The 15,087-nt window shown below is 58.3% G+C and carries 13 protein-coding genes; 12 read left to right on the top strand and 1 reads right to left on the bottom strand.

Translation table 11 applies throughout. The features are described 5' to 3' along the window. Nucleotides 1-66: 66 nt before the first annotated feature. Nucleotides 67-2,904: an excinuclease ABC subunit UvrA gene (uvrA, locus tag C7H09_RS14295; protein WP_106763843.1), complete on the bottom strand. Its 2,838-nt coding sequence runs from the start codon at nt 2,902-2,904 to the stop codon at nt 67-69. 164 nt (nt 2,905-3,068) lie between these two features. Here uvrA and C7H09_RS14290 point away from each other — a divergent pair, with 164 nt between their 5' ends. The 12 genes from C7H09_RS14290 to C7H09_RS14235 all read left to right on the top strand — a co-directional run bounded on the left by C7H09_RS14290 (nt 3,069) and on the right by C7H09_RS14235 (nt 15,074). Beyond that, nucleotides 3,069-4,439 (top strand): MFS transporter, encoded by a 1,371-nt coding sequence (locus C7H09_RS14290; RefSeq protein ID WP_106763841.1) that lies wholly within the window; start codon nt 3,069-3,071, stop codon nt 4,437-4,439. A gap of 55 nt (nt 4,440-4,494) precedes the next feature. Further along, nucleotides 4,495-5,028: a single-stranded DNA-binding protein gene (gene ssb, locus C7H09_RS14285; protein WP_106763838.1), complete on the top strand. Its 534-nt coding sequence runs from the start codon at nt 4,495-4,497 to the stop codon at nt 5,026-5,028. A gap of 310 nt (nt 5,029-5,338) precedes the next feature. Beyond that, nucleotides 5,339-6,160, top strand: a complete 822-nt coding sequence (locus C7H09_RS14280; RefSeq protein WP_106763835.1) for a type IV pilus biogenesis protein PilM — start codon at nt 5,339-5,341, stop codon at nt 6,158-6,160. Then, on the top strand, nt 6,157-6,774 hold the full coding sequence (locus C7H09_RS14275) for a PilN domain-containing protein (protein ID WP_106763833.1): 618 nt from the start codon (nt 6,157-6,159) through the stop codon (nt 6,772-6,774). Before C7H09_RS14280 ends, C7H09_RS14275 begins: the two co-directional genes overlap by 4 nt. After that, on the top strand, nt 6,771-7,454 hold the full coding sequence (locus tag C7H09_RS14270) for an MSHA biogenesis protein MshJ (protein ID WP_106763830.1): 684 nt from the start codon (nt 6,771-6,773) through the stop codon (nt 7,452-7,454). Before C7H09_RS14275 ends, C7H09_RS14270 begins: the two co-directional genes overlap by 4 nt. A 1-nt stretch (nt 7,455) precedes the next feature. After that, on the top strand, nt 7,456-7,779 hold the full coding sequence (locus tag C7H09_RS14265; protein ID WP_106763828.1) for a hypothetical protein: 324 nt from the start codon (nt 7,456-7,458) through the stop codon (nt 7,777-7,779). Between the two features lie 19 nt (nt 7,780-7,798). Then, nucleotides 7,799-9,505 (top strand): pilus (MSHA type) biogenesis protein MshL, encoded by a 1,707-nt coding sequence (gene mshL / locus C7H09_RS14260; protein WP_240616602.1) that lies wholly within the window; start codon nt 7,799-7,801, stop codon nt 9,503-9,505. Next, nucleotides 9,505-10,344 (top strand): ExeA family protein, encoded by an 840-nt coding sequence (locus C7H09_RS14255; RefSeq protein ID WP_106763825.1) that lies wholly within the window; start codon nt 9,505-9,507, stop codon nt 10,342-10,344. Before mshL ends, C7H09_RS14255 begins: the two co-directional genes overlap by 1 nt. Next, nucleotides 10,341-11,507 carry an MSHA biogenesis protein MshN gene (locus C7H09_RS14250; protein ID WP_240616601.1) on the top strand — a complete coding sequence of 389 codons (1,167 nt, stop codon included), beginning with the start codon at nt 10,341-10,343 and terminating at the stop codon, nt 11,505-11,507. Before C7H09_RS14255 ends, C7H09_RS14250 begins: the two co-directional genes overlap by 4 nt. After that, nucleotides 11,504-13,273, top strand: a complete 1,770-nt coding sequence (locus tag C7H09_RS14245) for a GspE/PulE family protein (protein ID WP_106763820.1) — start codon at nt 11,504-11,506, stop codon at nt 13,271-13,273. Before C7H09_RS14250 ends, C7H09_RS14245 begins: the two co-directional genes overlap by 4 nt. After that, a complete protein-coding gene (locus C7H09_RS14240) occupies nt 13,273-14,502 on the top strand; it encodes a type II secretion system F family protein (RefSeq protein WP_106763818.1) in 1,230 nt (409 codons plus the stop codon). The genes C7H09_RS14245 and C7H09_RS14240 overlap by 1 nt, the downstream gene beginning before the upstream one ends. Further along, on the top strand, nt 14,502-15,074 hold the full coding sequence (locus tag C7H09_RS14235) for a hypothetical protein (RefSeq protein WP_240616600.1): 573 nt from the start codon (nt 14,502-14,504) through the stop codon (nt 15,072-15,074). The genes C7H09_RS14240 and C7H09_RS14235 overlap by 1 nt, the downstream gene beginning before the upstream one ends. Nucleotides 15,075-15,087 lie beyond the last annotated feature (13 nt).

Raw genomic sequence — 15,087 nt, 5'->3', positions numbered from 1 at the left:
CCTCGGCTTTGGCCAAAAAAAACCGGGTTCCGAAAGGTTCCCGGTTTTTTTGTTGCTGAGCAAGGCTTAAAGCTTGCCCTTGCCCTGGGCCAGTAAGGGTTTCAGGTAACGACCGGTGTGGGACCCAGGGGTTTCGGCCACCTCTTCGGGCGTGCCCTCGGCAATAATCTGCCCGCCTCCGGAGCCGCCCTCCGGGCCCAGGTCGATGATCCAGTCGGCAGTCTTGATCACGTCCAGGTTGTGCTCGATCACAATGATGGTGTTGCCGTGATCTCTCAGGCGTTGGAGCACGCTCAGCAGCTGCTGAATGTCGTAGAAGTGCAGGCCGGTGGTCGGTTCGTCCAGGATATAGAGAGTTTTCCCGGTATCTCGCTTGGAGAGTTCTTTCGCAAGCTTTACCCGCTGTGCCTCACCGCCGGAAAGGGTGACCGCACTCTGGCCGAGCCGTATGTAGGATAGTCCCACATCGATCAGGGTCTGGAGTTTGCGGGCAATGAACGGAACCGCATCAAAGAACTCCCGCCCTTCCTCTACTGTCATTTCAAGAACTTCATGGATATTTTTGCCCTTGTAGCGCACCTCCAGGGTTTCCCGGTTGTAGCGCTTGCCTTTACAGATATCGCAGGGCACGTATACATCTGGCAGAAAGTGCATTTCAACTTTGATCACGCCATCGCCCTGGCAGGCTTCACAGCGACCTCCCTTTACGTTGAAGGAAAAACGGCCGGGCTTGTAGCCTCGGGAGCGTGCTTCCTGAGTGCCGGCGAATAGCTCCCGAATCGGGGTAAACAGGCCGGTGTAGGTGGCAGGGTTGGATCGGGGTGTTCGGCCAATGGGGCTCTGGTCGATATCAATCACTTTGTCCAGATTATCCAGCCCGCTGATTTGTTTGAAGGGCGCGTGGGTCAGGCTGGTGGCCTTGTTCAGCTTGGTGGCAGCGACAGGGTAGAGTGTGCTGTTGATCAGGGTGGATTTTCCGGAGCCGGAGACACCGGTCACACAGGTCATAATGCCGATCGGCAGGGTCAGGGTAACATTGCGCAGGTTGTTGCCGGAGGCACCGCTCAGAACCAGGGATTTTCCGTTGCCTGTGTTGCGACAGTCCGGTACGGCAATCGAACGGGCACCGCTGAGGTATTGGCCGGTGAGTGAGTCGGCACTGGCGAGGATCTCGTCCGGAGTGCCCCGGGCAACGACCTGCCCGCCGTGTACGCCAGCGCCGGGGCCAATATCGATCACATAGTCTGCGGCGCGAATCGCGTCTTCATCGTGTTCAACAACGATGACCGTATTGCCGAGATCCCGCAGATGCGTAAGGGTCGCCAGCAGGCGGTCGTTGTCGCGCTGGTGCAGCCCTATGGAGGGTTCATCAAGAATGTACATGACCCCCACCAGGCCGGCACCAATCTGGCTGGCCAGGCGGATGCGTTGGGCCTCGCCGCCCGATAGGGTGTCGGCGCTGCGTTCCAGGGTCAGGTATTCCAGCCCCACGTTCACCAGAAACTGGAGGCGCTCGCGCACTTCTTTCAGGATCTTTTCGGCAATTTCTCCCCGGCGCCCGGGCAGCGTCAGGTCGGTAACATACTGGTGGGCCTCGCCAACCGGCAGGTGGGTCAGATCCGGAAGTGTGCGCTCCTCAATGAATACATGTCGTGCGCTGCGCCGGAGGCGTGAGCCATTACAGTCTTTGCAAGGCTGGGTGCTCAGGTTGCGGGCGAGTTCCTCGCGAACGCTTTGGGAGTCGGTTTCGCGGTAGCGTCGCTCCAGGTTGGGAAGGATGCCCTCGAACGGGTGGGCCTTTTCCATAATCTGGCCCCGGGAATTGACGTAGCGGAAAGGCACCTCGTCATCACCGGAACCGGATAACAGAATATCCTGGAAGTGTTCGGGCAGTTCCTGCCAGGGGGTGTCGAGATCTATGTCGTAGTGTTCAGCAACGCTTCCGAGCATCTGGAAGTAGTAAACGGCTCTTCGATCCCAGCCTTTGATGGCGCCGGATGCAAGCGTTGCTTCCGGATTTTGAATGATCTTCTCGGGATCGAAAAACTGTCGCACGCCCAGCCCGTCACAGGTGGGACAGGCGCCCGCAGGGTTGTTGAACGAAAACAGCCGGGGCTCCAGTTCGCTGAGCGAATAGCCGCACTGGGTACAGGCGTAGCGGGCAGAAAATGTCTGTTCTTCACCGGCCCCGCTCATGGGGGCTACCAGGGCGATGCCGTCCGCCAGTTCAAGGGCTGTCTCGAAGCTTTCTGCCAGGCGTTGCTCCAGGCCTTCTTTGACCTTGAATCGATCCACCACTACATCTATCTGGTGTTTGCGTTTTTTGTCCAGCGCAGGTACGTCGTCAATATCGTATACCGTGCCGTCCACCCGGAGGCGGATGAACCCCTGGCTCTTCATGGTGTCGATCACCTGATGGTGCTCACCTTTCCGGTCGCGGATCACCGGTGCCATAATCATCAGCCTGCTGCCTTCGGGCATCGCCAACACCTGATCAACCATCTGGCTGACGGTCTGTGCCTCCAGTGGCTGGCTGTGTTCAGGGCAGCGAGGTTCTCCTGCCCGGGCAAACAGCAGGCGAAGATAGTCGTAGATTTCGGTAATGGTGCCGACGGTCGAGCGGGGATTGTGTGATGTTGACTTTTGCTCGATGGAAATGGCCGGAGAAAGCCCCTCTATGTGATCAACGTCCGGCTTTTCCATCATAGACAGGAACTGACGGGCGTAGGTGGAAAGGGATTCCACATAGCGACGCTGGCCCTCTGCGTAGAGTGTGTCGAACGCCAGGGAAGACTTGCCCGAGCCCGACAGGCCGGTAATCACGATCAGTTTGTCCCTTGGCATATCCAGGTCGATATTTTTCAGGTTGTGGGTGCGGGCGCCCTTGATCTGGATATGATCCATACTGCCTCTCTACTGGTAAAAAGTTGCCATTATATCGTTTTCGTTCCGCCCCGGCTAAGTGTGGTTGCGCTGCGCTCGGGTGTCCCGTCGGTGGTGTGCATCTGATACAATGCGCCGCTTGCGGATAGGACCGCTTCTCATTCAATCACTCGTTACGGGTAGGCATGAACGCGCTCGAAAAACGCTCAGTCACCGCTTTGGCATCCGTCTATTCCATGCGCATGCTCGGGTTGTTCATGGTCATGCCGGTGTTTGTACTGCTGGGTCAGGATCTTAAAGGCGCCACGCCCGCCCTGTTGGGGTTGGCGATAGGGGCTTATGGCCTGAGCCAGGCGCTGTTACAGATCCCCTTTGGCCTGATGTCCGACCGGGTCGGACGAAAGCGCATGATCTACCTGGGGTTGATACTATTTGCTGCTGGCAGTGTGCTCGCCGGCGCCGCTGACTCTATATACGTAGTCATTGCCGGGCGGATTCTTCAGGGGGCGGGGGCGATTGCCAGTGTGCTCATGGCTCTGCTCAGCGACCTTACCCGAGAAGAAGAGCGCACTAAAGGCATGGCGGTGGTCGGCATTTCTATCGGGCTTTCGTTTTCTGTGTCACTGGTTGTCGGGCCTTTGCTGGGTGCTGCCTGGGGCTTGTCTGGCATCTTCTATGCCACGGCAGTGCTGGCTCTGGTGGCATTGTTTGTGGTTGCCCGGCTGGTGCCGGATCCTCATACGGTTAAAGCCAGCGCAGATACCCATCCGGCCCGGGAGCTGGTTGGCCGCATTCTGGCGGATGGCCGTCTGTTGCGGCTGGACTTCGGGATTTTTGTGCTGCATTTTGCGTTGACCGCGTTGTTTCTGGTGTTTCCGTCGATGCTGCAGAATCAGTTGGGGTTGGCCAGCCAGTCCCACTGGTGGTTCTATCTGAGCGTCATGGTGCTGTCGTTCTTCGCTATGGTGCCCTTTATTATTGTCGGCGAGAAAAAGCGCAAAATGAAGCCGATGTTGTGCTTTGCCATTGCCTTGCTAACTGCGGCGACGGCGGGGCTGACCATGGTTGGCGCCAGCCTTTGGGCAGCCTGGGCCGTGCTGTTTTTCTTTTTTATGGCCTTCAACCTCCTGGAGGCAAGCCTGCCTTCACTGATCAGCAAAGAGGCGCCGGCAGCGGGTAAGGGGACGGCGATGGGTGTGTACTCTACCTCACAGTTTCTGGGAGCGTTCCTTGGGGGCGCGCTTGGCGGCTACCTGCTTCAAAGTGGTGGTGTAACCGGCGTGCTCTGGTTGATGTCGGGCGTACTGGCGCTCTGGCTTCTTGTGGCCCTGACCATGCCGTCACCGAGCTATACCACCAGCCTTGTTGTCCGGCTTGCCCGGGTGGTTGGGAGTAAACTGGATGAAGTGGATCGGCGGCTGCGGGAATTGCCGGGTGTGCAGGATGTGGTGATTGTCGAGGATGCCTCGACCGCCTATTTGAAGGTGGATCGGCAGCAATTTCGGGAAGAACAGCTTGCGGACTTCGAATTTGTCCGGCAGGGTGAAGTTACTTAAACACAGAGGCAGGCACGGACGGCCTGCATGCAGATGATACGATCGGGAGCAGACGATGGCACGAGGCATAAACAAGGTAATTCTCATAGGTAATCTGGGCCAGGATCCGGATACCCGCTATACCCCGAACGGTAATGCGGTGGTCAACCTGAGAATTGCCACCGATGAGAGCTACAAGGATCGTCAGACAGGGCAGATGGTGCCGCGCACGGAGTGGCACAGCGTGGTGATGTTCGGCAAGGTTGCGGAAGTGGCTGGCCAATATCTTCGCAAGGGTTCCAAGGTTTATATTGAAGGGCGGCTGCAGACCCGTAAGTGGCAAGGGCAGGATGGCCAGGATCGCTACACCACCGAGATCGTGGTCGATATCAACGGTCAGATGCAGATGCTGGACAGCCGTGGCGGTAGTGAAGGCGGCATGAATGCCGGAGCGCCACAGGTGCGGCCTCAGCAGCAGTCTCAATACAACGCTCCGCCACAACAGCAGGCTCCGCAGCCGGGCGGCTATAACTCCCCCCAGCAGGCCCCTTCACAAAGTGGCGGAATGCCGGAGCCTATTGACGATTTTGATGATGACATTCCGTTTTAAGACCGGGTGTCTGTACTGACATTGAAAAATCCCGCTCCTGTAGCGGGTTTTTTTTGGTGAGTGTTCATTGATCAAATTAATCGTTAAAACCTAGAGTTATGGCTGCTACTTCGCCTATTATGTGAAATGTTGTAAGTCTGTGACGCAATTGCAATCACTTGTGCTAGATTGAGTGTTGGCATCGGTCTACATCAGGTAGTTCATGATTCAGGTTTCTTCGATACGTAAACTGGCACGTCTGATGGGGCGTGGAAAAAGCAGAGTCAGGTTATGCCTTGAGGTTCGTCCGGATGGTATTGCCTGGTGTGCTATGACGAGTGCTGCACGAGTCGATGCCGGTTTCGAGGCGTGCTCACCGGCAAAGCGTGAGGCTACCTTGTCGCAACTGGTTCACAATCGTGGCTGGGGACATGCCGCTGCGTTTTTCGTGCTGCCACTGGATCAGTACCAGGTGCATCAGGTGGAACGGCCGGAGGGGGTTAATGACGACGAGCTGGCGGCTGCCCTGAAATGGAAGCTAAAAGATTTTCTGGACTTCAGCCCTGCGGATGCGGTGACCGATGTGTTCGGGTTTCCGGAGGATGCCGCCCGCGGCAGGGGGGCGCTTATAAATCTGGTTGCTGCACGCAAGTCGCTGGTGCTGGAGCTGACCGGGCTGGCAACGTCGGCAGGCATTGAGCCGGAGCAGGTTGATATTGCAGAGCTGGCGTTGGCGGGTATCGCTGGCAAGCTTGATGAGGAAGCCCGCGGTGTGGCGCTGGTTCATCTTCGGGAACGCTATGGTCAGATGGTTATCTGCCGGGGCGGAACACTGTATTTGTCTCGTCGTCTCGATATTGCTCACGACGAATTAAGGGATGCGTCCAGCCAGGAGAATGCCGTGCAAACACTGGCTCTGGAGCTGCAGCGATCCCTTGACTATTTTGAAAGCCAGCTTGGGCAGGTGCCGCCCGCCGCAATTCGGCTGGTATCCGGAGATGCTTCTTTGCCACTGGCCTCGATGCTGTCTGGCTACGTGGCTGGCAGTGTTGAAACTCTCAGTTGCTCATCTCTTGGTTTTAAAGGTGATCTGGACCGTCGGTGCCTGCTGGCCTGGGCCGCGATGACGAGACTGCTGGAGGCGGGCTCATGAGGCAGCAGGTAAACCTTTACAGTGCCGAGTTGCGCCCCGTCAAAGAGCCACTGAATGCGATAACCTTTTTTATACTGGTTGTCCTGTCGGTCTTTCTGGTGCTTGGTTTTGCGTTGTACGGCCAGCAACAAAATGACAAGTTGCAGGCGCGCCTTGCAGCGACCGAAGCGCAGAATGCGTCGCTGGAGCAGTTGGTGACGAGCCAGCAGGCGAGAGTCCAGGCCATGGCGCCAGACCCGGCCCTGGAAGCAGCTATCCAGCGGGTAACAGAAACGATCCTCCGGCGACAGAGTTTGTTAGCGAAAATGGAGACGCTGGTCAGTCACCACCAACCGGTTTTTTCTGCCCGCATGACTGCCCTGGCAAAGCAGATTCCTGAAGGCTTATGGCTGACCCGGGTACACCTAGGAGTGGCACCTGAACAGGTTCGTCTGCATGGTAAAGCGCAGAGGGCGGCACTTGTCCCTGCGTACCTGCAGGGGCTGGGCCAGGAACCTGCGTTTATCGGTGAAACCTTTTCCGAATTTCAGGTTTCCCGACCTGAGGATGGAGCACAACGCCAGGTTATCGAGTTTCAAGTGGCAACACAGTCAGATTCGGAGGCCGGTTCATGACAGGTTTCCGGAATGCCTGGCAAAGCGCTGCGACCTGGTATGGCGATCGTACATTAAGAGAGCGAATGCTGCTGCTGGCGACCTTGTGTCTCGGTGCTTTCTTCATAACCTGGCAGGGACTGGTGGCGCCGGTGGAGGCGCAAACGTCAGAGTTGCGCCAGCGCCTACAGGCTGCAGAGGTGAGCCGGGATGCCTTGCTGGCCCGCCAACAAATCCTTGAGTCGCAACTGGCCGAGGATCCGTCGCAGATGTTGAAAGAGCGATTGCAGGAGCGAAAAGAGCGCCTGGCACGGCTCGATCGTGAAATCACCGAGACCACCGGGCGGCTGATTGCGCCGCAGGATATGGTGGCGTTATTGAAGCGCATTCTGGAGGCGCAGGACGGCTTAAGGCTTGAGTCCATGCTGCTGATGCCGCCTGCGCCGGTTTACCCAGAGGCGCAGGCAGATGCCGGCAATCGGGCGAACGGGGAGGCCAAGCCTTTACTGTATGCCCACGATGTTGAAATGCGAGTGCAGGGTAGCTACCTGGACTTTCTTGGTTACCTGGAGCAATTAGAAGCCATGGATGAGCGCCTGGGCTGGCAGAGGCTTGAGTACGATGTCGGAGACTGGCCGAAGGGGGTTGGTATTCTGAGGGTACGAACGCTCGGCCTTAACCGTGCCTGGCTGGGAGTCTGATATGAAACAGCATCTGTGGATTGCGCTGTGCCTGGTGCTTGCTCTGCTGTGGGCGCCAGCTAGCCAGGCCCTGCAAGACCCGACGCGCCCTCCGGGCGCGCAAAGAGCGCCGGGGGCCGAACCAATGAAGGCCTGGCAGGTAGATTCGATTTTCTACAGTACCCGGCGCAAAGTTGTGGTTATTGAGGGTGTGGCATTACGTGAAGGTGAGCGCCACCGGGATATTCAGATACGCCGAATAGATCGGGATAAAGTTGAAATTCTCGAGAGTGGATACCTGCGCACACTGTATCCGGCCGCTTTGCCCGATGTCCGGAACAACTAACAATGGAAGAAGCACGCCAATGAGTCCGTTCAGCCCACTAGCCCGAGTCACCCTGTTAACGGCAGTTACCGTGCTGTTGAGTGCGTGCAGCAACAATCCGTTGATGCGCACGTCGGCGGCGACGTCAACGGATGTGGCGGATCAGATTGACAAGGCGCTGGAAGACGCGGAGCAGGCCCGGCAACCCGCTTCATCCGAACCGCGAGCGGTGCCGGAGGCCCGGGATATCAGCGCCAGCCTGTTGCCGCCTCTGACGGGAGCGCCCGAGCCTGATGAACGTTTTGATGTCAACGCGAGGGACGTTCCGGCTTCGAGTTTTTTTGCTGCGCTGGTGGAAGGTACCCGGTACAACGCGGTGGTGCGCCCTGAGGTCGATACCAGCATCAGCTTGCGCCTGAGCGATGTAACCGTACCGGAAGTCATGGATATCGCCGCCGATTTGTATGGGCTGAGTGTTACCCGCAAAGGCCGACTGTTTCGGGTAGCTTCCGAACAGATTGAAACCCGCTTGTTCCCGATTGACTACCTGCACTTCAAGCGCAAAGGTGGCTCCGAGACCCGGGTCAGTTCCGGACAGGTGAGCCATAGCCCGAACCGCAGTGCTGACAATACGGTTGATGACACCCAGAGCGGAACCCGCAACCTGGTTGGCACCACCATTTCCACGCAAACCGAGTCGGATTTCTGGCAGGACATCCGGGATGCGCTGGCGATGATTGTGGCTGGTGAGGGCTCACAGGTTGTGGTGAATCCGGGGGCAGGGCTGGTTATGGTGCGTTCAGGTTCTGAGCAGCTGGAACTGGTGGAGGATTATCTCCGGCGCACGGAATTGATTATGCAACGCCAGGTGGTGCTGGAGGCAAAAATTCTTGAAGTAACGCTGAATGAGGGCTACCAGCAGGGCATCAACTGGACGGACTTCCAGAGCGCCTCTTCGGTTACCGCCAGCGATGGCTTGCCCGCCGAGTTTACCTTTGAAGGTGTAACCGGCCAGATTATTCGCACAGCAGACATCGGGGGGCTGTTCTCAGCAACCATTCGTGAGGGCAACTTCAATGCTGTTCTGGAGTTACTGGGCCAGCAGGGCAATGTGCAAATACTCTCCAGCCCGAGGATTTCCACCATCAACAATCAGAAGGCGGTGATCAAAGTTGGCACCGATGAGTTTTTTGTGACGGATATCGACTTTGATAACAACAACTCGTCGGTGGCTGCAACGGATCGTACCTCAACATCGGTTGAGCTGACTCCGTTTTTCTCGGGGATTTCACTGGATGTTACCCCTCAAATTGCCGAAGACGGCGCCATTACACTGCACGTTCACCCGTCGGTCAGTGAGGTGGCTGATCAGAAAAAAGTCATCACCATTGGTGAGCGTGATGTTTCCCTGCCTTTGGCCCGAAGTACCGTGCGCGAGACCGACAGCGTTATCCGGGCCGAGAGTGGCCAGATCGTGGTGATCGGCGGCCTGATCCAGAATACCAGTGAAGACAACAACGCCGCCGTTCCGTTTTTGAGTGAGATTCCGTTGCTTGGAGAACTGTTCAAACAACGCAATTTCGAATCCCGTAAAAGTGAGCTGGTGATTCTGCTGCGGCCTGTGGTTGCGAATGCAGGCCAGTTCAATACCGATATCAGCGCGTCCCGGGAACGGATGAATGTGTTGCGGGCATTGCTGAATTCGTCGGACTCTGTAAAACCGCAACCCGAGAAAATGCCACGCTGATGTACCAGAGCCATTTCGGGCTGACGGAAGCCCCGTTCGCCTTAACGCCCAATACCCGCTACTTCCTGCGGGCCCCCAGCCACTCCGAGGCTCTGGAGTTGCTGTTGGTGGCGTTACGCCAGCGCGAGGGCTTTATCAAAGTCACCGGGGAGGTCGGCACGGGCAAGACGCTCCTGTGCCGCCTTTTATTGAATGAGCTGGAGAAAGAAGCCTGCACGGCGTATCTGCCAAATCCTAGCCTGTCACCGGATGTACTTTACGAGGCGGTAGCTGAGGAGCTGGGGGCGGATGTGGCTGTCTGCACAAACGGACACCAGATTCTGAAAGCTTTGCAGAATCGCTTGATTGCTCTGGCTGTAGATCAAAAGCCAGTGGTGCTGGTGATTGATGAGGCGCAGGCCATGCCTGAAGCCACGATCGAAGCGCTTCGTCTGCTCACCAACCTGGAAACCGAGAGCCGTCGCTTGCTGCAAATTGTCTTGTTTGGCCAGCCTGAACTGGACACCTTGCTGGCAAAAGAGAGTCTGCGGCAGTTGCGACAGCGGATTACGTTCCAGACGCGCCTGCAGCCACTTAGCCGGAACTCGGTGGCGTTATACTTGCGCCACCGTTTGGCGCAGGCAGGCTACAACGGTGCCGATCTTTTTGCTCCTGCGGCCCTGAAGGTGCTTTGGCGGGCATCCAGGGGCATTCCCCGGCTGGTAAACATACTGGCCCATAAAGCATTACTGGCAGCCTGGGGGCAGGGCGCGCCACAGGTGAGCCGCCGACATGCCCTGCTTGCCGCGAGGGATACTGAGAGCGCCTACCCGCTCGGGTTGTTCGGAGGATGGTTATGAGCCTGCTCAATGATGCGTTACGTGCGGCCGAGCAACGCCAGCAGCGGCCCAGCGTGAGCGGTGTGTATACGGGCTCGGTGGCGACAACACCGAACCGCTCTGGCCCAAAACGCTTAGGCGCGCTGTTTCTGGCCGTGGTGATCGCGGTGTCGGTTTACCTCTGGCACATTTTTCAGGCGCCCACTCCAGTGGTGGCCTTACCCGTTGCGGAGCCACCCTTGGCCGTCAACAACGGAGGGATGGACGGCCCGGCTGTCGCAGTGGTGTCCAACCCACCGCAGGCAACGGAAGATCGGGCCGCGACAGATGTGAAAGATGCGGCAGATGCGGCAGAAGTCAGGGTGGCGTCTCCATTGCCTTCAGCAGAGCCTGGGGGGGATCGGGCGCCAACGCCTCGGGAAACACCGGTTGATCAAGCGCCGGACGCATCAGGGGCTAACGAGTCAGCGACGCTGTTGGCGGCTAAAGAAGCCCCACAGCAAATGGCAGTCCGGCCGGACAAGCAGAGCCTGAAGGCGGTGAGCGCGACCGAAGCCGAGTCGTCGGTTCAGGCGCCATTGAGTTCGCCTGGCGTCAAACAGGTAAAGGAAACCGCAGAGGCCATCGACATACGGGCCAGCCGTCACATCACGAGCCTGCTGGCTGCCGGGCGAACGGCAGAGGCGGAACAAGTACTGGTTGAATTGACTCAGAGCCAGACTGCACCGCAAAGTCGGGAAATTTTCGCCCGTGAAATGCTGGTTCAGGATATGCCGGAACGGGCTCGCCGCTGGTTGGGAGCCTCGGTAAGCCAGGGTTTCAGCCGGTTGCGCTTGCTCAGAGCCCGGCTGCTGCTGGTTGAGGGGAGGCTGGTGGAGGCTGTAGGAACACTGGAGGCGGAGGTGCCTGCGGCAGCGGACTATCCGGACTACCGGGTCACACTGGCAACCTTGTTGCAGCAGGCGGGGCGTGCTGATGACGCGGCCGCCCACTGGGCAGAACTGCTTGCATTCAATGATAGCCAGGCCGCCTGGTGGCTTGGCCTGGCGATCGCCCTGGAGACCGGCGGACGAGCAGAAGGCGCCAGCAAAGCCTACGCCCAGGCCGCCGCCTTGCCGGGCCTGGCGCCCGCCCTGGCTGACTACGCCTGGGAACGAATTCACGCATTGCAGGCCGGATCATGAGCACGGAACCGAGAAAGAAAATCCGCATCGGCGACTTGTTGATCCAGAACGACGTCATCACCGAGCAGCAACTGTTGACGGCTCTGCGCGAGCAGAAGAGTACCGGGCGCAAGCTGGGACGAACGTTGATTGATCTGGGATATGTGGATGAGGACAACCTGCTCAACATCCTGTCCCGGCAGCTGAATGTTCCTTTTGTGCAACTGCGGCATTACCAGTTCGACAATGAGCTGGTAAAAAAGCTGCCTGAAGCTCTGGCGCGAAGGTTCCGGGCCATCGTGCTGGCACAGCAGGGCAGTGATCTTCTGGTCGGGATGGCCGATCCGCTCGATATCTTTGCCTATGATGAACTGGTTCGTGTACTGAAAACGCACGTTCGCCAGGCGGTTGTGCGCGAGAGTGAACTGCTTAACACGCTGGATCTGGTGTACCGGCGTACAGACGAGATCGCCTCACTGGCGGAAGAGTTGGAAGATGAGCTGGGTGACGATGCCTTTGACCTGGCTGACCTCACCGCAGAATCGGAGAGTGCGGATGCTCCGGTCGTCAAACTTCTGCAGACCCTGTTCGAAGATGCGGTTCAGGCCCGAAGCTCCGACATTCACATAGAGCCGGACGAGTCGGTGGTGCGCATTCGCCAGCGGGTGGATGGTGTTCTGCAAGAACAGGTCATGAAGGAAAAACGGGTGAACGCCGCCCTGGTGTTGCGCCTGAAACTGATGGCGGGGCTGAACATTTCCGAGAAGCGTTTGCCCCAGGATGGCCGTTTCAATGTGCGGGTAAAAGGCCGAAGTATTGACGTTCGGGTCTCGACTATGCCGGTGCAGTACGGTGAGTCGGTGGTTATGCGATTGCTGGATCAGAGCCAGGGTACGCTTGACCTGGAAGGCACCGGTATGCCGCCGCAGATGCTTGCCCGTTTTCGTTCCCTGATCAAGAAGCCGCACGGCATGATTCTGGTCACCGGCCCGACCGGCAGTGGTAAAACCACAACACTCTACGGTGCCCTGAGTGAGTTGAATCAGCCGGAAGTGAAGATCATCACCGCTGAAGATCCGGTGGAGTACCGGTTACCGCGGATTACCCAGGTGCAGGTGAACCCGAAAATAGGCCTGGAGTTTGCAGGTGTGCTGCGGGCGGCGCTTCGCCAGGATCCGGACATCATTCTGGTGGGCGAAATGCGCGACCAGGAGACCGTCGAGATTGGCCTGAGAGCTGCGATGACGGGCCACCTGGTGCTTTCCACCCTGCATACCAACGATTCCATCAGCAGTGCCATGCGCCTGATCGATATGGGAGCGGAGCCTTTTCTGGTGGCCAGTTCCCTGCTGGGCGTGGTTGCCCAGCGGCTGGTGCGCCGGGTGTGCGACAACTGTAAGGAAGCCTACCAGCCCAGTAGCCAGGAACAGGTATGGCTGCGTTCCTTTGACCTGGATCCGCTGGATATTGAAGCGGGCTTTGTACACGGTAAGGGCTGCTATCAGTGCAGCAACACCGGCTACAAGGGCCGCGTGGGTGTGTACGAAATGCTGGAAATGAACGAAGACATGCTGGACGCGCTGCGCCGCCGAAACGTTGGTGACTTTACCCGGGCGGCTCGCGAAAGCCCGCTCTACCGGCCGCTGGGGCAGTGCGCCATGGACTTTGCACTGCAGGGAATTACCTCTCTGCAGGAAGTTGCCCGGGTGGCGGTGACCTCTGAAGCAGTCAGTGCGTCAGGTGTGAATGGCCCTGGTGGCGGCAGCGTTACCGGAGTGGATACCTGATGCAATACCGGTATCGGGGCAAGGACAACCGCGGTGTTGTCCAGCAGGGAATGCTGTCGGCGACGAGCGAGGATGCGGCCGCCAGCGAGCTGATGCGCCAGGGGATTACGCCGCTGAGTATTTCCGTTCAGGAAGAAAAAGCCGGTTCGTTCAGCAAGTTGAATGAACTGCCGCTGTTTCGCGGGGCGGTAACGCTGGATGAGCTGATTGTATTCTGCCGGCAGATGCACGCCCTGACCAAAGCCGGTATCCCGCTGATACGCACCATGCGGGGGCTGGCGGATACCACCCGTTCGCCGATGCTGGCCGAGGTACTGCACGACATTACCAGCAGACTGGAAGGCGGTACCACCATGGCGACCGCCATGCAGGCGCATCCCCGCGTGTTTTCGGAATTGTTTGTGGCCATGATACACGTGGGTGAAAACACCGGCATGCTGGACGACTCGTTCCGAAGACTGTCGGAAATTCTGGAGCTTGAGCGGGATACCAAGCGCCGGGTGAAGCAGGCCCTGCGCTATCCCACATTTGTGGTGGTGGCCTTGCTGGCGGCGTTGATGGTGGTGAATTTCCTGGTGATTCCAAAGTTCGCAACCGTATTTAACAAACTCGGTGCCGACCTTCCTTTTCTCACCAGGGTGCTTGTTGGCACCTCCGAGTTTTTGCTGGCCTACTGGCCAATCATGCTGTTCGGGTTGGCTGTGGCCGCGGTCCTGATACGCCAGTGGAAAAACACCGAAAGCGGCCGCCTGACCTGGGATCGTTACAAATTGCGTGTGCCGATCATCGGGCCGCTGCTGGAGTTGATCACCCTGAGCCGGTTCGCGCGGAACTTCGCCACCATGCTGAAAGCGGGTATGCCGGTAACCCAGGCGCTCACCGTTGTGGCTGATGCCACTGACAATGCCTGGGTTGGCAGGCACATCCGGGATATGCGTACCGGAATCGAACGGGGTGAAAGCCTGCTACGTACGGCGCGTCATAGTGGAATGTTCACGCCGTTGATCTTACAAATGATCGCTGTCGGCGAAGAGACCGGGTCGGTCGACGACATGCTCAATAATGTGGCGGATTTTTACGATGAGGATGTCGACTACGGGCTGAAACGGCTGGCGGAATCCATCGAGCCCATATTAATTGTTGCCATGGGGGTGCTGGTACTCATCCTTGCCCTGGGTGTCTTCCTGCCGATATGGGATCTGGGAGCGGCTGCCATGGGGCGTGGTTAGTGTCGGGCCCGGCCAGGCTCGCTGATGATCACTTACAGAATGCCCGGCGTGTGCGCTGGCTGGTGGTGCTGATGGTGCTGTCGGTGCTGGCATGGGTGCTGCTGGATCGGCTTGAGCGCGAACTGCAAAGCGCTGAAGCGCGCAGTGTCGCCATGGTGCTGGTGCATCTGCGTTCAGCCCTGGTGATCAAGGGTGCAGAGCTTATGCTGGATCGGCACCAGTCGCTGGCAAATGCCGAGGGCGGCAACCCGTTCCTCTGGCTGGAGCATCGCTGGGATGTGTACCAGGGGCCATGCGGGCATGGCGGCCCTGCACCGGGAAACTGGTGTTTCCAGCCGCAGCGGGCGGGCGGTACAGACAAAGGCTGGCTAATATACCGGCCCCGGCAGCCGATAACCGTAGAAGGTAAGGCCGTAGAAGCTGGTCAGCCTGTAGCCTGGGTGGTAACAACCGGATTTGCCGACCGCAACAGGAATAACGTGCGGGAGCAAAACGAACGGCTGACGGGCCTTGTGCTCGAATCAGTACCGTTACAAGCAACCAGAGCGAACCGGCAGGACGCCAGGCTCTGATGAAAACGCAAAG

It is taken from the genome of Marinobacter fuscus (genome assembly GCF_003007675.1).
GTDB lineage: Bacteria > Pseudomonadota > Gammaproteobacteria > Pseudomonadales > Oleiphilaceae > Marinobacter > Marinobacter fuscus.
Note: the sequence above shows the minus strand (reverse complement) of the source record. Positions and strands in the feature narration are given on the sequence as shown.